Source organism: Streptomyces sp. NRRL B-1140, assembly GCF_001280065.1.
Taxonomy (GTDB): domain Bacteria; phylum Actinomycetota; class Actinomycetes; order Streptomycetales; family Streptomycetaceae; genus Streptomyces.
Genome location: NZ_LGEA01000058.1, coordinates 111,158 through 131,866 on the forward strand (window position 1 = coordinate 111,158; position 20,709 = coordinate 131,866).

Consider the following 20,709-nt stretch of genomic DNA (forward strand, 5'->3'; position numbering starts at 1 on the left):
GTTTCGGAGTGGTGCGCGGGACGTGACAACATGCGGTCATGTCCTCCGCACTGACCGATCTCTTCCCCCACCCGATCGTGCAGGCCCCCATGGCGGGCGGCGTCTCCGTACCGCAGCTCGCCGCCGCCGTGTGCGAGGCGGGCGGGCTCGGATTCCTCGCCGCCGGGTACAAGACCGCCGACGGGATGTACCAGGAGATCAAGCAGCTCCGGAGCCTCACGAGCAGGCCCTTCGGCGTCAACGTCTTCATGCCGCAGCCGGAGTACGCCGACCCCGCCGCCGTCGACGTCTACGCCCACCAGCTGGCCGGCGAGGCCACCTGGTACGAGGCCGAGCTCGGCGACCCGGACAGCGGACGCGACGACGGCTTCGAGGCCAAGCTCGTGGTGCTGCGCGACAACCCCGTACAGGTCGTGTCGTTCCACTTCGGCGTCCCGGGCCGCGAGGTCGTCGACGCCCTGCACCGCGTCGGCACCTTCGTCCTGGCCGCCGCGACCACCCCCGACGAGGCCCGGGCCGTGGAGCGGGCGGGTGCGGACGGGGTCATCGCCCAGGGCGTCGAGGCCGGCGGCCACCAGGGCACCCACCGGGACATCCCCGAGACCGACCGTTCCGGCGTCGGCCTGCTGTCGCTGATCGCCCAGGTCCGTGAGGCCGTGAGCATCCCGATCATCGCCGCCGGCGGCATCATGCGCGGCGGCCAGATCGCCGGTGTCCTCGCCGCGGGCGCGAGCGCCGCCCAGCTGGGCACCGCCTTCCTCGCCACACACGAGTCGGGGGCGAACGCCCTGCACAAGCAGGCGCTGACCAACCCCCTCTTCGTACGTACGGAGTTGACCCGGGCCTTCTCCGGCCGTCCGGCACGCGGCCTGGTCAACCGGTTCCTGCGCGAGCACGGCCCGTACGCGCCCGCCGCCTACCCCGAGATCCACCACCTCACCTCGCCGCTGCGCAAGGCCGCCGCCAAGGCCGGGGACGCGCAGGGCATGGCACTGTGGGCCGGGCAGGGGCACCGGATGGCGCGGGAGCTGCCCGCCGGGCAGCTGGTGGAGGTACTGGCCGGTGAACTGGCCGCCGCCCGCGCCTCGTTGACCGGCGGGGGTGTGCTGTGACCGCGCCGGTGTTCGTGGTCGACCACTTCGACGCCGGGGGTGGCGGCCGGTACGTACTCGACGGACCGGAGGGACGGCACGCCGTCTCCGTGAAGCGGCTGCGCGCCGGTGAGGACGTCGTCCTCACGGACGGGGCCGGCCGCTGGGCGGACTGCGTCGTGCTCGGCACGGAGGGCAAGGACCGGCTGATCCTTCAGCTGGACTCGTGGTCCGAGGAGCCCGCGGAGCAGCCCCGGATCACCGTCGTCCAGGCCCTGCCCAAGGGCGACCGGGGCGAACTCGCCGTCGAGACGATGACCGAGACCGGCGTCGACGCGATCGTGCCGTGGGCGGCGTCGCGCTGCATCACGCAGTGGAAGGGCGAACGCGGGCAGAAGGCCCTGGGCAAGTGGCGGGCCACGGCCCGGGAGGCCGGCAAGCAGTCCCGCCGGCTGCGCTTCCCCGAGGTCGCGGCGGCGGCGACGACCAAGCAGGTCGCCTCCCTGCTGGCCGGAGCGGACTTCGCAGCCGTGCTGCACGAGAGCGGGGACACCCCCCTGGCCACCGCCGAGCTGCCGGCCACCGGTGAGATCGTGCTGGTCGTGGGACCCGAGGGCGGCGTGGCGCCGGAGGAACTGGCGCTGTTCGAGGAGGCGGGGGCGCGGGCGTACCGCCTCGGACCCAGTGTGCTGCGCACATCGACCGCCGGGACGGCCGCCGCGGCCGTACTCCTGGCACGCACCGGACGCTGGTCCTGATCTCTGGAGGCACCAAGTTCAGCCCCGCGGTGGGCTCCGCGGGGATCGCGTTGCAGGACCGGTCGATGATGGCCGAGGTGCTCGACGAAGTGGGCGACGCGGCGGCCGGCCACCGCTCCCTGGTCGTACTGCGGGTGGACGGCCTCGACGCGTACTGCGAGGAGATCACCATGCGCGGCGCCACGGTGCTGCACGGCCCGGCGCCCATGACGGACCGCATGCGGGTGGCCCATCTCAAGGACCCCGAGGGCAACTTGGTGGAGCTTCAGGAGTGGCTGCTGCTGCGCGGCTGACGCCTTTGCGCCCTACCGCGCCGCCTCCGACAGTGGCAGGCTCCCCTCCATGGGGGCTTCGAGGAGGATTCGGAGGGGGCCGCGCGGCCGGCGCGTCGCGGTGGCGGCGGTGTTCGCCGCCGTGGCCGTGGGCGGCGCCGTCGCCTGCGAGCCCGGCAGCGTCAGCGCCGCGTCCGTCGCGTACACCACCGACCAGACGGTGACCGAAGAGCTCGAGCGGCAGAAGGCGGACGTGCGGTGGCTCACGTGCACCGCCTCCTACGGGGAGAACGGCGGGAAGTCGTCACCCTCCGCGCGTGAGCGGACCGTCGCGACCGTCGACTGCGAGGGCGAGACCGACGACGGCAAGGACATCACCGTCGACGGCAAGGTCACCCACGCGGTGAACGGCGCCTGCGTACGCGGGAACATCACCGCCAAGGTGGACGGCAAGGTGTGGTTCGAGGTCGACGGCCTCGGCGACTGCGACTCCACCAGCCCGCCGCCCGTCGGCGGCCCCTCGAACGGGCAGCCCGGGCCGACGGTCACCGTGACCGTCACCCAGACCATCTGGTGCGAGCGGTACCCGGACTGCCGCCCTGTCGAGGGCAAGTGATCCGAACCCTGTCCGCGCGGCGTCGTCCCTGCATAGGGTGATCGGGTGACATCGCCTGCTTACCTCCGGTTCCCCCATGTGCACGGCGACCTGGTCGCCTTCACCGCCGAGGACGACGTGTGGCTCGCTCCGTTCGACGGCGGCCGGGCCTGGCGGGTCAGCGCCGACAACATGCCGGTGACCCAGCCCCGGATCTCGCCCGACGGCACCACCGTCGCCTGGACCTCCACCCGTGACGGCGCCCCCGAGGTCTTCATCGCCCCGGTCGACGGCGGTCCGGCCAAGCGGCTGACGTACTGGGGGAGTCTCAAGACACAGGTGCGCGGCTGGACCCCGGACGGCGAGGTCCTGGCGATCAGCGCCCATGGGGAGGCGAGCCTGCGCCGCACCTGGGCGCGTGCCGTACCGCTGGACGGCGGCCCGGCCACCACCCTGCCGTACGGGCCCGTCGGCGACGTCGCGCACGGCCCGCACACGGTGCTGCTGTCCGCGCCCATGGGGCGTGAGGCGGCCTGGTGGAAGCGGTACCGCGGAGGCACGGCGGGCAAGCTGTGGATCGACCCCGAGAACGACGGGGAGTTCGTGCGGCTGCACGAGGACCTCGACGGCAACATCGAGTACCCGCTCTGGGTGGAGGACAGGATCGGCTTCCTCTCCGACCACGAGGGCACCGGAGCGCTCTACTCCTCCCTCGCCGACGGATCCGACCTGCGCCGGCACACACCCCTCGACGGCTTCTACGCCCGGCACGCGGCGAGCGACGGCACCCGGGTCGTCTACTCCAGCGCCGGTGAACTGTGGGTGCTGGACGACCTGGAGGGCGCCGAGCCGCGGCGGCTGGACGTGCGGCTGGGCGGACAGCGCGCCGATCTCCAGCCGTTCCCGGTGAACGCCTCCCGGTGGTTCGGCTCGGCGTCCCCGGACCACACCGCACGCGGCAGCGCCGTCGCCGTACGCGGCTCCGTGCACTGGGTCACCCACCGCTCCGGCCCGGCCCGCGCGCTTGCCGCGACACCGGGCGTACGGGCCCGGCTGCCGCGGACGTTCCGCGCGGACGGCGAGCAGTGGGTGGTGTGGGTGACGGACGCCGAGGGCGACGACGCCCTGGAGTTCGCCCCCGCCACCGGACTCGCCCCGGGCGCGACACCCCGCCGGATCGCCGCCGGACAGCTCGGCCGGGTGCTGGACCTCGCCATGGCGCCCGACGGCAGCCGTGCCGCCGTGTCCTGCCACGACGGGCGCCTGCTGCTGGTGGAGCGGGAGACGGGCGAGGTGCGGGAGGTCGACCGCAGCGAGGACGGTGACGTGTCGGGCCTGGTCTTCTCGCCCGACTCGTCGTGGCTCGCCTGGTCCCACCCCGGCCCCCGGCCGCTGAGCCAGCTGAAACTCGCCAACACCACCGACCTCTCGGTCACCGAGGCCACCCCGCTGCGCTTCCAGGACTACGCGCCCGCGTTCACCCTGGACGGCAAGCACCTCGCCTTCCTCTCGACCCGCTCCTTCGACCCGGTCTACGACGAGCACGTCTTCGACCTGGCCTTCGTGGTGGGGGCCCGGCCGCACCTGATCACCCTCGCGGCCACCACGCCCTCCCCGTTCGGACCGCAGCGGCACGGCCGGTCGTTCGAGACGCCCGACCGGGAGGAGACTCCCGACAGCGAGGGCACCCCCACCACCCGCATCGACCTCGAAGGCCTCGCCGACCGCATCGTGCCCTTCCCGGTCGAGGCCGCCCGCTACACCAACCTGCGCGCCGCCAAGGACGGAGTCCTGTGGCTGCGCCATCCGGTCGCCGGGGTGCTCGGCGCGTCCCGGGCCACCCCGGACGACCCCGACCCCAAGTCCGAGCTGGAGCGCTACGACCTCGCGCAGCAGCGCCTGGAACACCTCGCCGTGGACGCCGACCACTTCGCGGTCAGCGGCGACGGCAAGCGGGTGCTGCTGTGGACCGACGGACGGCTGAAGGTCGTCCCCAGCGACCGGCGCGCCTCCGGCGACGACGACAGCGACTCCAACATCACCGTCGACCTGGGCCGGGTGCGCCAGTTCGTCGACCCGGCGGCCGAGTGGCGCCAGATGTTCGACGAGAACGGCCGCATCATGCGGGACCACTTCTGGCGGCCGGACATGAGCGGCGTCGACTGGGACGGCGTCCTCGACCGCTACCGCCCGGTCGTGGAGCGGCTCGCCACCCACGACGACCTGGTCGACCTGCTGTGGGAGGTCCAGGGCGAGCTCGGCACCTCGCACGCCTATGTCACCCCGCGTGGCGGACACGGCGGCGGCCCCCGCCTCGGCCTGCTCGGTGCCGACATCTCCCGCCACGAGGACGGCAGTTGGCGGGTCGACCGCATCCTGCCCTCCGAGACCTCCGACCCGGACGCCCGCAGCCCGCTGGCCGCGCCGGGCGTCGCGGTACGCCCCGGGGACGCCGTCGTGGCGGTCGCGGGCCAGCCGGTCGACCCCGTTCTCGGCCCCGGCCCGCTGCTGATCGGCACGGCGAACAAGCCGGTGGAGCTGACCATCTCCCCCTCGGGCGGCGGCGACCCCCGGCACGCCGTCGTCGTCCCGGTCGCCGACGAGGAACCCCTGCGCTACCACGCCTGGGTCGCCGACCGCCGGGCCTACGTCCACGAGAAGTCCGGCGGCCGCCTCGGCTATCTGCACGTCCCCGACATGCAGGCCCCCGGCTGGGCCCAGATCCACCGCGACCTGCGCGTCGAGGTCGCCCGTGAGGGCCTGGTCGTCGACGTCCGGGAGAACCGCGGCGGCCACACCTCCCAGCTGGTCGTCGAGAAGCTGGCCCGCCGCATCGTCGGCTGGGCCGTCCCGCGCGGCATGCGCCCCTACAGCTACCCCGAGGACGCCCCGCGCGGCCCGGTCGTGGCCGTCGCCAACGAGTTCTCCGGCTCCGACGGCGACATCGTCAACGCGGCGATCAAGGCCCTTGGCCTCGGCCCGGTCGTCGGCACCCGCACCTGGGGCGGCGTCATCGGCATCGACAGCCGCTACCGCCTGGTCGACGGCACGCTGGTGACCCAGCCCAAGTACGCCTTCTGGCTGGAGGGGTACGAGTGGGGCGTGGAGAACCACGGGGTCGACCCGGATGTGGAGGTCGTGCAGCGCCCCCAGGACTACGCGGCGGACCGAGACACCCAACTGGACGAGGCCATCCGGCTGGCACTGGAAGCGCTGGAGGCAGTACCGGCGAAAACGCCCCCAGGCCTGCCAACTTAAGGGGCGCGGGGAACTGCGCGACCAGCCCAGACGCACCCGCACCCGACGACGATACGATGCCGTCGGCACCGCAACGCCAGGACTATCGGAGGTAACCGAATGGCCGGGGAACCCCAGGACGACTGCCTGTTCTGCAAGATCGTCGCAGGCACCATCCCCGCGACGATCGTCCGCCAGACGGAGACGACCATCGCGTTCCGCGACATCAACCCCCAGGCCCCCACCCACGTCCTGGTGATCCCCAAGGCGCACCACGAGAACGCCGCCGCCCTCGCCGCCGCCGACCCGGCCCTCACCGCCGACGTGCTCCGCGAGGCGCAGGCCGTCGCCGACGAGGAGAAGCTCGACAGCTACCGCCTCGTCTTCAACACCGGCAGCGGCGCCGGCCAGACGGTCTGGCACGTGCACGGCCACGTGCTCGGCGGCCGCGGCCTCGAATGGCCCCCCGGGTAGTCCGCCTTGTCCGTACGTGAACTCGTCGTCCTCGGCACCGCCAGCCAGGTCCCGACCCGGCACCGCAACCACAACGGCTACCTGCTGCGGTGGGACGGCGAGGGCATCCTGTTCGACCCCGGCGAGGGCACGCAGCGCCAGATGCTGCGTGCCGGGGTCGCCGCGCACGACCTGAACCGGATCTGCGTCACGCACTTCCACGGCGACCACTCCCTCGGCCTCGCCGGTGTGATCCAGCGCATCAACCTCGACAAGGTCCCGCACGAGATCACCGCCCACTACCCCCGCTCCGGGCAGCGCTTCTTCGACCGGCTCCGGTACGCCACCGCCTACCGCGAGACCGTCGGCATCACCGAGGCCCCGGTCGCCGCGGACGGGCCCCTCGCCCGCACGGACGGCTACACGCTTGAGGCAAGGAAGCTGTCCCACCCGGTGGAGTCCTACGGCTACCGGATCGTCGAGCCCGACGGCCGCCGCATGCTGCCCGAGCGGCTCGCCGCGCACGGCATCAAGGGCCCGGACGTGGGCCGGATCCAGCGCGAGGGCGCGCTCGGCGGGGTCTCGCTGGCGGACGTCAGCGAGGTGCGGCGCGGGCAGCGGTTCGCGTTCGTCATGGACACCCGGCTGTGCGACGGCGTGCACGCGCTCGCCGAAGGCTGCGACATGCTCGTCATCGAGTCGACGTTCCTCGACGAGGACGAGGAACTCGCCGTGGAGCACGGGCATCTGACGGCCGGTCAGGCGGCACGGGTGGCGCGGGAAGGCGGGGTGCGGCATCTCGTGCTGACCCACTTCAGCCAGCGCTATACCGATCCCGACGAGTTCGAGCGGCAGGCCCGCGCCGCCGGGTACGAGGGTGAGCTGACCGTGGCGCACGATCTACTCAGGGTGCCGGTTCCGAAGCGTCGGTGAAACGGCCGTACGATGAGTTGATGTCCCTCCCCAAAGCCGAACTGCACCTTCACATCGAAGGCACCCTGGAACCGGAACTCGCCTTCGAGCTCGCCGCGCGCAACGGCGTCACGTTGCCCTACGCCGACACGGACGAGCTGCGCGAGGCCTACCGGTTCGAGGACCTGCAGTCCTTCCTGAACCTGTACTACGAGCTCATGGCCGTCCTGCGCACCGAGCGGGACTTCGAGGACCTGGCGAACGCCTATCTCGCCCGGGCCGCCGCGCAGGGCGTCCGGCACGCGGAGATCTTCTTCGACCCGCAGGCCCACACCAGCCGCGGGCTGAACATCGGCACGGTCGTCGAGGGGCTGTGGCGGGCGCTCGGGAACAGCGAGGCGAACCACGGCGTCTCGACCCGGCTGATCCTGTGCTTCCTGCGCGACGAGTCCGCCGAGTCTGCCCTGGCCACGCTGGACGCCGCCAAGCCCTACCTGGACCGGATCACCGGCGTCGGCCTCGACTCCGCCGAGGTCGGGCACCCTCCGGTGAAGTTCCGCGAGGTCTGCGAGGCCGCCGCCGCGCTCGGTCTGCGCAGGGTCGCGCACGCCGGTGAGGAGGGCCCGCCGGAGTACATCACCGAGGCGCTGGACATCCTCGGCGTGGAGCGCGTCGACCACGGGCTGCGCTGTGTGGAGGACCCGGCGCTGGTGGAGCGGCTGGTGCGCGACCGGGTGCCGCTGACGCTGTGCCCGCTCTCGAACGTCCGGCTGCGCACGGTCGACACCCTCGCCGACCACCCGTTGCCCGCCATGCTGGACGCCGGCCTGATGTGCACGGTCAACTCCGACGACCCGGCCTACTTCGGCGGCTACGCCGGCGACAACTTCGACGCCGTGCGCGCCACCCTCGGCCTCACCGAGGAGCGGCTGCGCGAGCTCGCCCGCAACTCCTTCCTCGCCTCCTTCCTGGAGGACGACGAGCAGTTGCGGGCGCGATATCTCGCCGAGGTGGAGGCCTACACCTTCGGTTAGGGCCCGGGCAGGTCTCAGAAGACCTCCGACCCCGCCTTGTCGTAGGCACGCTGGGCGGGGACGGCCGGGGTCTCCACCTCGATCTCCACCACCGGCTGCTCCGGGGCGCCGATCTCCGGAACGGCGCCGGTGGGCGCACCCGGGGCGGCGGCGACCAGGGCGGCCGGGTGCCCGCCGCGGCGGCGGATCGCGCCGGGCAGCAGCGGACGTCCTCCGGTGTGCAGGGCGACCGCGGTCATCGGCAGGGCGATCACCAGCAGTCCCGCGCCGAGGACCGCGCCCATGACCGGGAACCCGGCCTGCGCCGACAGCACACTGCCGGTCAGCGGCCCGGCGGCGGTGCCCAGCGAGGACGCCGAGCCGACCAGTACCGCCCAGCGGCCGCGCGGGTCGAGCGAGGCGGCGAGCCCGATCAGGTACGACAGCACCACTGGGTAGAGCGTGTTCCAGGCGATCTCGCCGGCGGCGAAGCTTCCCAGGTCGGTCGCGGAGGCGCTGAGTGCGATGCAGGCGGCGATGAGGACGGTGCCGCCGCCGATGGGTATCGCGCGTCCGAGACGGGCGCCGAGCGCGCCGGCCGCGAGGACCCCGGCCAGGCCGGCGCCGAGGCCGAGCGCGAAGACGACACCGACCGTGGCCTCGCCGAGGTGCACCTGCTCGAGGCCGATCCGGCCGCTGACTCCCCACAGGGAGTTCTGGGCGAGCGACCAGCACACCATCGCGGCGGCCAGCAGCAGCCCGGAACGGGCGTGCGGCAGCCGTGCGTTGTCGTGCCGGGCGGGCGCGACGGGAGTGCCGGCGGGCAGCCGGCCGGTGAGCGGCCAGACCGCCAGGGCCGTGAGGGCGATCGCGGCCAGCGGCAGGCCGTGTCCCGGTCCGAGGTGCGGCACCGTCAGGTACACGGCGCCCGCGAGGGCGGAGACGCTGAGCAGCCCGGCCGTGGAGGCCCGGTGCGGATCGCGCTCACCGGCGATGAGGGTGGCCGCGACGGTCGTGGCCGTGCCGGAGCCGAACCCGCCGACGATCGCGCCGACGACGACGGCGGGGATCGCGGTGGTCAGGGCGGCGGCGCCGTAGCCGAACAGGGCCAGGGCGAGGCCGAGCCGGGCGAGGGTGCGGGCTCCGACCCGCTCGACCCGGGAGGCCAGGGCGAACCCGGCGGCGGCCGAACTCAGAAGCAGGGCGCTGCCGACGGCACCGGCCTGGGTGGCGGAGAGCGGAAGAGACGAGTCGAGCCTGCCGACGGTGGTGGGGAGCAGATACGGAGCGAGGTACCCGGCCGTGAAAAGGGCGACGAGGGGCCACGGAGTGGTGCGGGGGGCGAACACGGGCGTTCCCAGGGCATGCGAAAGGAGCGGGAGAAAAGGGGGGTTGGGCGACGACCGTCGACGGACAGGAACGCGCGAGCAATTTGTATCAAGCACGTAGTCACCCACGGGAGCCCGGGGTGTGTGATCTGGGGCACGTTGCGTTTGGAGTGGTGAAGCGGGGGTAAACGAGCGCCTTTCGTCAGGCGTCGAGCGCGCTCTCGCCGACGCTCATGGGCGCTTCGTCCCACGCCGTCGCACCGCTCCGGCCAACGCGGTACACCGTCCCGGCCAACGCCGGTACACCGCTCCGGCTAACGCCAGTCCACCGCTCCGGGGCCCGCCGGAACGGTCTCCTCGGCCTTCGCCCGGACCTCCAGCATCACGGCGACGATCCGCTCCTCGTGTTCGGGCGTGAGCCGGGCGACCGGCACCGAGCAGCTGATCGCGTCCTGCGCCGGGATGTCGTAGCGCAGGGCGAACCCGAAGCCGACGATGCCGGGCACGCCCTCCTCGCGGTCCACCGACCAGCCGCGCGACCGGATCCGCGCGAGGTCGGCCGCCAGGGACTCCCGGCTCGTGTGCGAGTTGGGGGTGAGCGCCTCGTACGGGCCCTCGGGCAGCTCCCCGTCCGGGCGTTCCGCCAGCAGCGCCTTGCCCAGGGCCCCGGCGTGCGCGGGCAGGCGCCGTCCCACCCGGCTGATCGTGCGCAGGTACTCGTGCGACTCCCGCGTCGCCAGGTACGCCACGTCCCGGCCGTCCAGCCGGCCCAGGTGGATGGTCTCGCCGAGCGCCTCGGACGCCTCGTCGAGGTACGGCCGTACCGCTCGGACCCGGGGGTCGGAGTCGAGGTAGCTCGTACCGGTGAGCAGGGCGTGGATGCCGATGCCGTACAGGGAGCCGGTGACGTCGGTGCGGACCCAGCCGCGCGAGATCAGGGTCTGCAGCAGCGCGTACATCGAGCTGCGCGGCACGCCGAGTTCACCGGCCAGCTCCTGCAGCCGGGCCGGGCGGTCGCCGCGCGCGGCGAGGAGTTCCAGCAGCTCGACCGTGCGCGCCGCGGACTTCACCTCGCGGACGCCCCCTGTGTCTGACATGCGCCGATGGTAATCGGGCCGCCCCGGCGATTGACGTTCTCCCGTCCGGCCCGCATTCTCATCCATGGATGACATCTACATGAGGAGACGGCTGCGTGGACCTCACCATCACCGACGTACGGCTCACACCGATCCTGGTCGCCGACCCGCCCCTGCTGAACACCCAGGGCGTGCACCAGCCGTACACGCCCCGGCTGATCGTCGAGGTCGTCACCGCGGACGGTGTCACCGGCGTGGGGGAGACCTACGGCGATACCAAGTACCTGGAGGTGGCCCGCCCCATCGCCGAGCGGCTGAAGGGGCGCCGGGTCAGCGACCTGAACGGCCTGTTCACGGTCGCGGACCAGGTCACGGTGGACGCCTCCCGCATCGACGACGCCGTCGACGTCGGCGGGCTGCGCGGTGTCCAGACCGCCGACAAGCTGCGGCTGTCCGTCGTCTCCGGCTTCGAGGTCGCCTGCCTGGACGCCCTCGGCAAGGCGCTCGGACTGCCCGTGCACGCGCTGCTCGGCGGCAAGGTGCGCGACTTCGTCGAGTACAGCGCCTACCTGTTCTACAAGTGGGCCGGCCACCCCGAGGGCGTACCCGCCGAGAAGGACGACTGGGGTGCCGCCCTCGCCCCGGCGGGCGTGGTGGAGCAGGCCCGCCGCCTCACGGAGCGCTACGGCTTCACCTCCTTCAAGCTCAAGGGCGGCGTCTTCCCGCCCGACGAGGAGATCGCGGCGATCAGGGCCCTCGCCGAGGCTTTCCCGGGGCATCCGCTGCGGCTCGACCCCAACGGCGCCTGGTCCGTCGAGACGTCCGTGAAGGTGGCCCGGGAGCTCGGGGACGTCCTCGAGTACCTGGAGGACCCGGCGCTCGGCACCCCCGCCATGGCCGAGGTCGCCGAGCGCACCGGGGTGCCGCTCGCCACCAACATGTGCGTCACGACGTTCGCCGAGATCGAGGAGGCCTTCACCCGGGGTGCCGTCCAGGTGGTCCTCTCCGACCACCACTACTGGGGCGGCCTGCGCAACACCCAGCAGCTCGCCACCGTCTGCCGCACCTTCGGGGTCGGCGTGTCGATGCACTCCAACACCCACCTCGGCATCTCGCTCGCCGCGATGACCCACGTGGCGGCCACCGTCCCGAACCTGCACCATGCCTGCGACTCCCACTACCCCTGGCAGTCCGAGGACGTCCTCACCGAGCGGCTCGCCTTCGACGGCGGCCGGATCGCCGTCTCCGACGCGCCCGGCCTCGGCGTGAAGCTCGACCGGGAGCGGCTGGCCGCACTGCACCGGCGGTGGCTGGAAGACGACGGCGCCCTGCGGGACCGCGACGACGCGGCGGCGATGCGGATCGCCGACCCGGACTGGGTGACCCCCGCGATGCCCCGCTGGTAGGGCCCCTCCGGCGCCGCGACAGGGCGCCGGAGGGGCCCGGCGCGAGCCTGTGGGACGGGTGGGTCCGGCGTGATCGGCGTCACGCCGTCCGCGATGTGGTGCAGACTGGCCTGATCCGCACCACGTCAGGGAGCGCATCGTGACCGCGTCCACCGCCCCGGCCGGAAAAGGCCCGGCCGGAAAGGCATCGCACCGCCAGAGCCAGGTCGACCCCCTCGCCCCTGTGCGCACACCGGACGACCCGCCCTGGGACGTCTACCTCACCGGCACCGTCTTCCTGGACATCATCTTCACCGGCCTCGACTCCGCCCCGGTACGCGGGACGGAGTCGTGGGCGCGCGGCATGGGGTCGAGCCCCGGCGGGGTCGCCAACATGGCGACGGCCCTGGCCCGCCTCGGCCTGCGCACGTCCCTCGCGGCGGCCTTCGGCGACGACCACTACGGCGACTACTGCTGGGACGCCCTGGAGCACGGTGAGGGCATCGACCTCTCCCCGTCGCGCAGGGTGCCCGGCTGGCACTCCCCGGTGACCGTCTCCATGGCCTACGAGGGGGAGCGCACGATGGTCTCGCACGGCCACGAGCCACCCCCCGAGGAGACCGCCCCGGCGTGCCCGCCCCGCGCGCGTGCCGCCGTCGCCTCCCTCGCACCCGGCGTGAGCGCGCCCTGGATCGCCCAGGCCGCGAGCAACGGCACACGGGTGTTCGGCGACGTCGGCTGGGACGACACCGGGGCGTGGGACCTGGCGGGCCTGCCCGACCTGCGGCACTGCGAGGCGTTCCTGCCGAACGCCGAGGAGGCCATGCGGTACACGGGTGCGGACTGTCCCCGGGACGCCGCCCACGCCCTCACCGAGTACGTGCCGCTCGTCGTGGTCACCCTCGGCGCCGACGGGGCGTACGCGGTGGACCGGCGCACGGGGGAGACGGCGGAGGTGCCGGCCATCGCGGTCGAGGCGCTCGATCCCACCGGTGCCGGAGACGTGTTCGTCGCCGGGTTCGTGACCGGCACCCTGGCGGACTGGCCGCTCGCCGACCGGCTGGCCTTCGCCGGGCTGACGGCGGCACTGTCGGTGCAGGAGTTCGGGGGGTCGCTGTCGGCGCCGGGGTGGTCGGAGATCGCGGCGTGGTGGCGCAGGGTGCAGTCGGTCGAGGAGCAGTCACCCGCGGCGCTGGGGAGGTACGGGTTCCTGGCGAGGCTGGTGTCGGAAGAGCTGGTGCGGCCCTGGCCGTTGCGGCGTGCCGTCCCCACGATCGGCTTCCGGCGCTCGGCATGACCCCCTGCCCTGCCAGGGGCCTCCGCCCCGTTTCCGGCCCCGCCCCCAAAACCCCTACGGCGTTGTCACTCCCCCGTCGTACCCTGGGAATCGCGAGGCCGCCCTCAGCTGCGCGGCCGTGACGAGGAGGAACCGCAGGCCTTCAGCGCCGGCCCATGACTCAATCATCGACAGCTCACACCCCCGCGCAGGAGCAGGCGAGAGCACAGCTCACCGTCCCCGCCCAGCACCCCATGGTGACCGTTCTGGGGTCCGGCGACTCCCTCCTGCGCGTGATCGAGAAGGCCTTCCCGGCGGCCGACATCCACGTCCGGGGCAACGAGATCAGCGCGGTCGGCGACCCGAAGGACGTCGCCCTCATTTCGCGCGTGTTCGACGAGATGATGCTGGTGCTCCGCACCGGGCAGCCGATGACGGAGGACGCAGTGGAACGCTCGATCGCCATGCTCAAGGCGAGCGACAACGGCGAGAGCGACGGCCAGGAGACCCCGGCCGAGGTGCTCACGCAGAACATCCTGTCCTCGCGCGGCCGCACGATCCGCCCCAAGACGCTGAACCAGAAGCGCTACGTCGACGCCATCGACAAGCACACCATCGTCTTCGGCATCGGCCCGGCCGGCACCGGCAAGACCTACCTGGCCATGGCCAAGGCCGTGCAGGCCCTGCAGTCCAAGCAGGTCAACCGCATCATCCTGACCCGCCCGGCGGTCGAGGCCGGCGAGCGGCTCGGCTTCCTCCCGGGCACGCTCTACGAGAAGATCGACCCGTACCTGCGGCCTCTGTACGACGCGCTGCACGACATGCTCGACCCGGACTCGATTCCCCGACTGATGGCTGCGGGGACCATCGAGGTGGCGCCGCTGGCTTATATGAGGGGCCGTAGCCAGCCGCTCTTCACGAAGGTCCTGACTCCGGACGGCTGGCGCCCCATCGGCGACCTCCAAGTCGGTGACTTGGTCATCGGCTCGAACGGTGAGCCGACCCCGGTCCTGGGCGTCTACCCACAGGGTGAGCGGGACATCTACCGTGTCACAGCCCAGGACGGCTCCTGGACGCTGTGCTGCGGCGAGCACCTGTGGACGGTTCGGACAGCGTCGGACAAGCGTCGCAACAAGCCGTGGCGGGTCCTGGAGACCCAGGAGATGATCGGCAACTTGCGGGCAGCGCACGCCCGCCGGTACGAGCTGCCGCTGCTCACGGCGCCGGTCCAGCTGCCGGAGCGAGACGTCCCCATGGACCCGTACGCGCTGGGACTGCTGCTCGGTGACGGCTGCCTCACCGGTTCCACGACCCCCTCCTTCGCGACCGGGGATCCGGAACTGGCCGAGGCTCTGGAGGCCTCGCTGCCCGGTGTCGCCGTGCGGCACAAGAGCGGACCGGACTACGTTCTCAACCGGATCAAGTCCCCGGGCGACGTGATCACCCTGGAGAACCCCGTCACGCGTGTCCTGCGTGAACTGGACCTGCTGCGTACTCGCTCGCACTCCAAGTTCGTCCCGGACGACTACCTGTACAACTCGGCCGAGGTACGGCTGGCGGTCCTCCAGGGCCTGCTGGACTCCGACGGCGGCCCGGTGACACAGAAGGACCGCACCTGCCGGATCCAGTACACGACGACGTCGGCCCTGCTCCGCGACGACGTCGTCGCCCTGGTGCAGTCGCTGGGCGGTGTGGCGTACACCCGCCGCAGGGCTGCCGAGGGGCGCAGGCCCGGCCTCGCGAAGGGGCGGGAGGTCGGATACCGGTACGACGCTCATGTCGTCGACATCCGCCTCCCCGAAGGCATCGACCCCTTCCGCCTCCCCCGCAAGCGCGACAGGTACCTCGCTGCCGGAGGCGGCGGGCGCCCGATGCGGTTCATCGACAGCATCGAGCCCGCCGGCCGGGAGGAGACCGTCTGTATCCAGGTGGCGGCCGAGGACTCGTTGTACGTCACGCAGGACCACCTGCTGACGCACAACACGCTCAACGACGCCTTCATCATCCTGGACGAGGCCCAGAACACCAGCCCCGAGCAGATGAAGATGTTCCTCACCCGCCTCGGCTTCGACTCGAAGATCGTGATCACGGGTGACGTGACGCAGGTCGACCTGCCGGACGGCACGAAGAGCGGTCTGCGGCAGGTGCAGGACATCCTGGACGGCGTGGACGACGTCCACTTCTCCCGGCTGTCGTCGCAGGACGTCGTCCGGCACAAGCTGGTGGGCCGTATCGTCGACGCGTACGAGAAGTACGACACCACGCACGGCACCCAGAACGGCACGCACAAGAGCCGGGGCAAGTCCGGGCACAAGGGGAAGTAGACACACACAGCACCATGTCGATCGACGTCAACAACGAGTCCGGCACCGAGGTCGACGAGCAGGCGATCCTCGACATCGCCCGCTACGCGCTCGCTCGGATGCGCATCCACCCGCTCTCCGAGCTCTCGGTGATCGTCGTGGACGCCGACGCCATGGAGCAGCTCCACATCCAGTGGATGGACCTGCCCGGTCCGACGGATGTCATGTCCTTCCCCATGGACGAGCTGCGCCCGCCCTCCAAGGACGACGACGAGCCCCCTCAGGGGCTCCTCGGCGACATCGTGCTGTGCCCCGAGGTCGCGCTGAAGCAGGGCAAGGAAGCGGAGACGCAGCACTCCATGGACGAGGAGCTCCAACTGCTCACCGTCCACGGCGTGCTGCACCTGCTGGGCTACGACCACGAGGAGCCGGACGAGAAGGCCGAGATGTTCGGCCTCCAGGCGGCCATCGTGGACGGCTGGCGCGCGGAGCGGGGCCTGACCGGCCCGTCCCCGGCGCCGACGGTCTCGTAACGCCCGCCGATGAGTCCTCAACTCGCCCTGGGCGCCATCGCCCTGGTCGTCGTGGCCTGGCTCGCCGCCTGCGCGGAGGCGGGCCTCGCGCGCGTCTCCAGCTTCCGCGCCGAGGAGGCCGTGCGCTCGGGCCGCCGAGGCAGCGCCAAGCTCTCCCAGGTCGCCGCCGACCCGACCCGCTACCTCAACGTGGCGCTGCTGGTCCGCGTCGCCTGCGAGATGGCCGCCGCCGCGCTCATCACCTACGGCTGCCTGAAGGAGTTCGACGGCACCACCGAGGCGCTGCTGGTCGCCATCGCGGTCATGGTCCTCGTGTCGTACGTCGCCGTCGGGGTCTCCCCGCGCACCATCGGCCGCCAGCACCCGCTGAACACCGCGACGGTCTCGGCGTACGTCCTGGTGCCGCTGGCCAGGATCATGGGCCCGATCCCGTCGCTGCTGATCCTCATCGGCAACGCGCTCACCCCCGGCAAGGGCTTCCGCCGCGGTCCGTTCGCCTCCGAGGCTGAGCTGCGTGCCCTGGTCGACCTCGCCGAGAAGGAGTCCCTCATCGAGGACGAGGAGCGCCGCATGGTGCACTCCGTCTTCGAGCTGGGCGACACCCTCGTCCGCGAGGTCATGGTCCCGCGCACGGACCTGGTCGTCATCGAGCGCTTCAAGACCATCCGCCAGGCCCTCACCCTCGCCCTGCGCTCAGGCTTCTCGCGCATCCCGGTCACCGGGGAGAGCGAGGACGACATCGTCGGCATCGTGTATCTCAAGGACCTGGTCCGCAAGACGCACATCAGCCGCGACGCCGAGTCCGAGCAGGTGTCCACGGCCATGCGCCCGGCGTTCTTCGTGCCCGACACCAAGAACGCCGGGGACCTGCTGCGCGAGATGCAGAAGGAACGCAACCACGTCGCCGTCGTCATCGACGAGTACGGCGGCACGGCCGGCATCGTCACCATCGAGGACATCCTCGAGGAGATCGTCGGCGAGATCACCGACGAGTACGACCGTGAACTGCCGCCGATCGAGGAGCTCGGCGACGACCGCTTCCGCGTCACGGCCCGCCTCGACATCAGCGATCTGGGCGAGCTGTACGGCCTGGAGGAGTTCGACGACGAGGACGTCGAGACGGTCGGCGGGCTGCTGGCCAAGGCACTGGGCCGGGTGCCCATCGCGGGTGCCTCGTCCGTCGTCGACCTGCCCGACGGCCGGGAACTGCGCCTGACCGCGGAGGCCGCGGCCGGGCGCCGGAACAAGATCGTGACGGTGCTGGCGGAGCCGCTGGGCCCGGCGGAACCGCCTGCGGAGGAGGAGAAGCCGGAATGACCCCGCAGGAGCTGCGCGCGTTCTGCCTGTCCTTCAACGCGGCGGTGGAGGACTTCCCGTTCAGCCCGGAGATCTCGGTCTTCAAGGTGCGGGGGAAGCTCTTCGCCCTGTCGCACCTCGACGCGCGGCCCCTGAAGGCCAATCTCAAGTGCGACCCGGAGGAGGCGGTCCGCCTCCGCGGCGAGTACGAGGGGCTCATCGTCCCCGGCTGGCACATGAACAAGCGCCACTGGAACACCGTCACGGTGGACGGCGGACTCCCGGACCGGCTGGTCCGGGAGCTCGTCGAGGACTCGTACGATCTTGTCGTGGCCGGACTACCGCGCGCCGAGCGCCTCCGGCTCGACCGCTCCTGAGGCCGTCTCCGCAGCCGCCCTTCGGCCCCGCAGGCCGAGGGCGACGAGGACGGCCGCCGCCAGCACGATCGCCGCGTCCACCGCGAGGACCGTGTGAAGGCCTGTCAGCAGGTCCGACGAGGTCGTGGCGAGGACGCCCAGCAACGGAATGCCGATGGTGATGCCGACCTGCTGGGTGGAGGTGACCAGACCGGTCGCCAGGCCCTGCTCCGCGTCGGGGACCCCGGACGTGACCGTCAGGCCGTAGGAGACGATGGCGCCGAGGTGGCACATGCTCGCCAGGGAGACGGCGGCCGTGGCGAGCCAGACCGACCAGACGTGCGTGTCCAGCCCCAGCATCGCGGCGGTCAGCACACCCTGTCCGGCGAGCGAGCCGACGAGCGTGCGGCGGGCGCCGAAACGCCCGATCACCCGGGCGGCCAGGGTCCCGGCGACTGCCGACAGCACGCCCTGCACACCGAAGACCAGCCCGGTCTCGAACGCGGACAGGCGCAGGGTCTCCTGCAGGTACAGGGTCAGCACGAACACCACCGTCGACATCATCGAGAAGGTGACCAGGCCGCCCAGGTTGCCCCACGCCACGGTGCGCCGGCGCAGCATCGGCAGGGAGACCAGGGGCGCCTCGGTACGGGACTCGACGAGCACGAACGCGATGAGCAGTGCCGAACCGGCGGCCAGGGTCGCGATGACGTCGGCATGACCGAAACCGCGGTCGGCTGCCGTCGACAGGGCGTAGATCACGGCGAGCAGACCGCCGGTGACGGTGACCGCACCGGGCACGTCCAGGCGCCGGTGCTCAGGGGTGCGGGACTCCGGCAGCAGACCGGGGGCCAAGGGCAGGACGATCAGCGCGAAGAGGGCGAGGACGCCCATGGTGGAGCGCCAGCCCAGGACGTCGGTCAGGACACCGCCGGCCACCATGCCGACGGTGAAGCCGAGCGAGAGCAGCGTGCCCGAGATGCCGAGGGCGCGTTCGCGGGCCGGCCCCTCGGCGAAGGTCGTGGTGAGCAGGGACATCCCCGTCGGCACGATGGCCGCCGCGCCGATCCCCTGCAGGGCACGCCCGGTCAGGAACGACGCCGGGTCCCAGGCGAAGGTGGCCAGCAGTGAGGCCGCCCCGAACAGGGCGAGTCCGCTCAGGAACAGCCGTCGGCGGCCGTACAGGTCGCCGACGCGGCCGAAGAGCAGCAGGAAGCCGCCGGACGGCAGCGCGAAGGCGGTGACCGCCCACTGCAACGCCGACTGGCTCATGCCGAGGTCGGCGCCGAGGACGGGCAGTGCCACGTTCAGCACGGAGAAGTCGAGGGCCACCATGAACTGGGCGGCGCACAGGACGAACAGGACGAGTCTGTCGCGCGTCGACAGCCGTGGGGTGCCGAGCGGTGAGGATGCGGGTGTGGTGTCGATCGCCATGGGCAAGAGCCTGCGGCCGGCGGAATAGCCGTGGGGAGCGGCAGGTTGTCCTGGTGGTCACACCACCAGACACGAGGGGGACCGGTCCGTGCCTGTGGACGAGCTCAAGGCCCGGCGGCGAAGCGAGCTGCGCGAGTTCCTGATGAGCCGGAGGGCCCGGGTCAGCCCGGCCGAAGCCGGACTCCCGGACGGTGGCGCGCGCCGCCGTACCCCGGGGCTGCGCCGCGAGGAGGTCGCGGTGCTCGCCGGCGTCGGCGCCTCCTGGTACCAGTGGCTGGAACAGGGCCGGGACATCTCGGTCTCCCCGCAGGTCCTCGACTCCGTCGCCCGGGTGCTGCGGCTGAACAACGCCGAGCGCCGCCACCTCTACGTCCTCGCCGGCATGAACCCGCCCGTGCCCGAGGTCGAGCCGCACAGGCAGCGGGACGATTGCGAGGGGCTGCGGCGGCTGATCGACGCGTGGATGCCGTACCCGGCGCACATCATGGACTCGTACTACAACTGCGTGCTGTACAACGACGCGGCCGCGACCGTCCTCGGGATGCGGCCCGGCATCACGCAGAACTGCATCGTCGACTTCTTCACCGACCCGATGTACCGCTCTCGTGCGCTGAGTTGGGAGCAGAACGCGCGCACGGTCGTCGCGCAGTTCCGGGCCGCCTGCCTGGCCAGCCCGGACGACGAGGGGTTCCAGGCGGTGGTGGCCGAACTGAAGGCGGCGAGCGCGGAGTTCGCCCAGCTGTGGGAGCGGCGGGACATCGAGGAGGCGGGGCAGATCCGCAAGGAGATGGACCACCCGGTGGTGGGGCTGCTGTGCTTCGAGTCCAGCGTGATGAAGCTGCCGGCGCGGCCGGATCTGTCGATCGTGCTGCACACGCCGCTGAACGAGGCGGACACCGCGGCGAAGCTGGAGTGGCTGGCGTCACCCGAGGGGCGGCGCGGGGCGATGTACCCCGTGGCGGGATAGCGGCGGGCCTTGTTCGTATGCTCAGGACATGACCGACAGCAACGCGCTCGACCCCGAGGACCGCAAGATCGTCACCCTGGCCCGTTCCGCACGGGCTCGCAACGGTGTGCCCGAGGGGGCGGCCGTGCGGGACGAGACCGGACGGACCTATGTCGCGGGCACAGTGACCCTCGACTCCCTGAAGCTCAGTGCCCTGCAGACGGCGGTGGCGATGGCGGTGGCCTCGGGCGCGACGTCCCTGGAGGCGGCGGCGGTCGTGACCGAGGCGGAGACCGCGACCGAACAGGACCGGGCGGCGGTGCGGGATCTCGGCGGCACGCAGACGCCGGTGCTGGTGGCCGGGCCCGACGGAACGGTCCGGACCACGGTCACGGCCGGCTGAACTTCGCTGTAACCGCCGGTAATTAGGCCAGTTTTCAACCTT

The 20,709-nt window shown here is 72.1% G+C and carries 18 protein-coding genes and 1 pseudogene; 16 read left to right on the plus strand and 3 right to left on the minus strand.

The window, feature by feature from the left end:
• Positions 1–38: 38 nt before the first annotated feature.
• The 8 genes and pseudogenes from ADK65_RS08100 to ADK65_RS08135 all read left to right on the plus strand — a co-directional run bounded on the left by ADK65_RS08100 (position 39) and on the right by ADK65_RS08135 (position 8,352).
• Positions 39–1,112 carry a nitronate monooxygenase gene (locus ADK65_RS08100; RefSeq protein ID WP_053669146.1) on the plus strand — a complete coding sequence of 358 codons (1,074 nt, stop codon included), beginning with the start codon at positions 39–41 and terminating at the stop codon, positions 1,110–1,112.
• A complete protein-coding gene (locus ADK65_RS08105) occupies positions 1,109–1,849 on the plus strand; it encodes a 16S rRNA (uracil(1498)-N(3))-methyltransferase (protein WP_053669148.1) in 741 nt (246 codons plus the stop codon). Before ADK65_RS08100 ends, ADK65_RS08105 begins: the two co-directional genes overlap by 4 nt.
• A gap of 14 nt (positions 1,850–1,863) precedes the next feature.
• A pseudogene (locus ADK65_RS08110) lies at positions 1,864–2,142 on the plus strand (VOC family protein); the annotation flags it as partial.
• Between the two features lie 49 nt (positions 2,143–2,191).
• The gene (locus ADK65_RS08115) at positions 2,192–2,737 is read left to right on the plus strand and encodes a hypothetical protein (RefSeq protein WP_053669150.1); all 546 of its coding nucleotides are present in this window, start codon (positions 2,192–2,194) and stop codon (positions 2,735–2,737) included.
• Positions 2,738–2,782: 45 nt separating this feature from the next.
• Positions 2,783–5,974 (plus strand): S41 family peptidase, encoded by a 3,192-nt coding sequence (locus tag ADK65_RS08120; RefSeq protein ID WP_053669152.1) that lies wholly within the window; start codon positions 2,783–2,785, stop codon positions 5,972–5,974.
• Between the two features lie 99 nt (positions 5,975–6,073).
• Positions 6,074–6,427 carry a histidine triad nucleotide-binding protein gene (locus ADK65_RS08125; protein ID WP_053669154.1) on the plus strand — a complete coding sequence of 118 codons (354 nt, stop codon included), beginning with the start codon at positions 6,074–6,076 and terminating at the stop codon, positions 6,425–6,427.
• Between the two features lie 6 nt (positions 6,428–6,433).
• Positions 6,434–7,339, plus strand: coding sequence for a ribonuclease Z (locus ADK65_RS08130; protein ID WP_053669156.1), 906 nt, complete (start codon positions 6,434–6,436; stop codon positions 7,337–7,339).
• A gap of 20 nt (positions 7,340–7,359) precedes the next feature.
• Positions 7,360–8,352: an adenosine deaminase gene (locus ADK65_RS08135; protein WP_053669159.1), complete on the plus strand. Its 993-nt coding sequence runs from the start codon at positions 7,360–7,362 to the stop codon at positions 8,350–8,352.
• A gap of 14 nt (positions 8,353–8,366) precedes the next feature.
• On the opposite strand, the gene ADK65_RS08140 is transcribed toward ADK65_RS08135, so the two are convergent.
• Complete coding sequence (locus ADK65_RS08140) at positions 8,367–9,680, minus strand: MFS transporter (protein ID WP_053669160.1); 1,314 nt, start codon at positions 9,678–9,680, stop codon at positions 8,367–8,369.
• Between the two features lie 293 nt (positions 9,681–9,973).
• Positions 9,974–10,756 carry an IclR family transcriptional regulator gene (locus ADK65_RS08145; RefSeq protein ID WP_053669163.1) on the minus strand — a complete coding sequence of 261 codons (783 nt, stop codon included), beginning with the start codon at positions 10,754–10,756 and terminating at the stop codon, positions 9,974–9,976.
• Positions 10,757–10,851: 95 nt separating this feature from the next.
• Between ADK65_RS08145 and ADK65_RS08150 the strand changes: the two genes are divergently transcribed.
• From ADK65_RS08150 to ADK65_RS08175, 6 genes are all read left to right on the plus strand, one after another.
• Positions 10,852–12,141 carry a glucarate dehydratase family protein gene (locus ADK65_RS08150; RefSeq protein WP_053669165.1) on the plus strand — a complete coding sequence of 430 codons (1,290 nt, stop codon included), beginning with the start codon at positions 10,852–10,854 and terminating at the stop codon, positions 12,139–12,141.
• A gap of 139 nt (positions 12,142–12,280) precedes the next feature.
• Positions 12,281–13,417, plus strand: a complete 1,137-nt coding sequence (locus ADK65_RS08155) for a carbohydrate kinase family protein (protein ID WP_053669167.1) — start codon at positions 12,281–12,283, stop codon at positions 13,415–13,417.
• A 155-nt stretch (positions 13,418–13,572) separates the two neighbouring features.
• Positions 13,573–15,720 (plus strand): PhoH family protein, encoded by a 2,148-nt coding sequence (locus tag ADK65_RS39880; RefSeq protein WP_053669169.1) that lies wholly within the window; start codon positions 13,573–13,575, stop codon positions 15,718–15,720.
• 14 nt (positions 15,721–15,734) lie between these two features.
• Positions 15,735–16,232, plus strand: coding sequence for an rRNA maturation RNase YbeY (ybeY, locus tag ADK65_RS08165; RefSeq protein ID WP_033306334.1), 498 nt, complete (start codon positions 15,735–15,737; stop codon positions 16,230–16,232).
• 9 nt (positions 16,233–16,241) lie between these two features.
• On the plus strand, positions 16,242–17,549 hold the full coding sequence (locus tag ADK65_RS08170) for a hemolysin family protein (RefSeq protein ID WP_053669171.1): 1,308 nt from the start codon (positions 16,242–16,244) through the stop codon (positions 17,547–17,549).
• Positions 17,546–17,905 (plus strand): MmcQ/YjbR family DNA-binding protein, encoded by a 360-nt coding sequence (locus ADK65_RS08175; protein WP_053669173.1) that lies wholly within the window; start codon positions 17,546–17,548, stop codon positions 17,903–17,905. The genes ADK65_RS08170 and ADK65_RS08175 overlap by 4 nt, the downstream gene beginning before the upstream one ends.
• Here the strand turns inward: ADK65_RS08175 and ADK65_RS08180 are convergent.
• On the minus strand, positions 17,867–19,318 hold the full coding sequence (locus ADK65_RS08180; protein WP_053669175.1) for an MFS transporter: 1,452 nt from the start codon (positions 19,316–19,318) through the stop codon (positions 17,867–17,869). The two genes, ADK65_RS08175 and ADK65_RS08180, sit on opposite strands and share 39 nt — an antisense overlap.
• Positions 19,319–19,460: 142 nt before the next feature.
• Here ADK65_RS08180 and ADK65_RS08185 point away from each other — a divergent pair, with 142 nt between their 5' ends.
• Together ADK65_RS08185 and ADK65_RS08190 are read left to right on the plus strand one after the other, a co-directional pair.
• Complete coding sequence (locus tag ADK65_RS08185) at positions 19,461–20,285, plus strand: helix-turn-helix transcriptional regulator (RefSeq protein WP_234352825.1); 825 nt, start codon at positions 19,461–19,463, stop codon at positions 20,283–20,285.
• Between the two features lie 28 nt (positions 20,286–20,313).
• A complete protein-coding gene (locus tag ADK65_RS08190) occupies positions 20,314–20,667 on the plus strand; it encodes a cytidine deaminase (RefSeq protein WP_053669179.1) in 354 nt (117 codons plus the stop codon).
• Positions 20,668–20,709: the final 42 nt, after the last annotated feature.

Excerpts from the sequence above, each read along its gene's own strand:
- ADK65_RS08185 (WP_234352825.1), top strand. The coding sequence starts at position 19,461 with ATGAGCCGGAGGGCCCGGGTCAGCCCGGCCGAAGCCGGACTCCCGGAC.
- ADK65_RS08115 (WP_053669150.1), top strand. The coding sequence starts at position 2,192 with ATGGGGGCTTCGAGGAGGATTCGGAGGGGGCCGCGCGGCCGGCGCGTC.
- ADK65_RS08125 (WP_053669154.1), top strand. The coding sequence starts at position 6,074 with ATGGCCGGGGAACCCCAGGACGACTGCCTGTTCTGCAAGATCGTCGCA.
- ADK65_RS08135 (WP_053669159.1), top strand. The coding sequence starts at position 7,360 with ATGTCCCTCCCCAAAGCCGAACTGCACCTTCACATCGAAGGCACCCTG.
- ADK65_RS08100 (WP_053669146.1), top strand. The coding sequence starts at position 39 with ATGTCCTCCGCACTGACCGATCTCTTCCCCCACCCGATCGTGCAGGCC.
- ADK65_RS08145 (WP_053669163.1), bottom strand. The coding sequence starts at position 10,756 with ATGTCAGACACAGGGGGCGTCCGCGAGGTGAAGTCCGCGGCGCGCACG.
- ADK65_RS08190 (WP_053669179.1), top strand. The coding sequence starts at position 20,314 with ATGACCGACAGCAACGCGCTCGACCCCGAGGACCGCAAGATCGTCACC.
- ybeY (WP_033306334.1), top strand. The coding sequence starts at position 15,735 with ATGTCGATCGACGTCAACAACGAGTCCGGCACCGAGGTCGACGAGCAG.
- ADK65_RS08175 (WP_053669173.1), top strand. The coding sequence starts at position 17,546 with ATGACCCCGCAGGAGCTGCGCGCGTTCTGCCTGTCCTTCAACGCGGCG.
- ADK65_RS08180 (WP_053669175.1), bottom strand. The coding sequence starts at position 19,318 with ATGGCGATCGACACCACACCCGCATCCTCACCGCTCGGCACCCCACGG.
- ADK65_RS39880 (WP_053669169.1), top strand. The coding sequence starts at position 13,573 with ATGACTCAATCATCGACAGCTCACACCCCCGCGCAGGAGCAGGCGAGA.
- ADK65_RS08170 (WP_053669171.1), top strand. The coding sequence starts at position 16,242 with ATGAGTCCTCAACTCGCCCTGGGCGCCATCGCCCTGGTCGTCGTGGCC.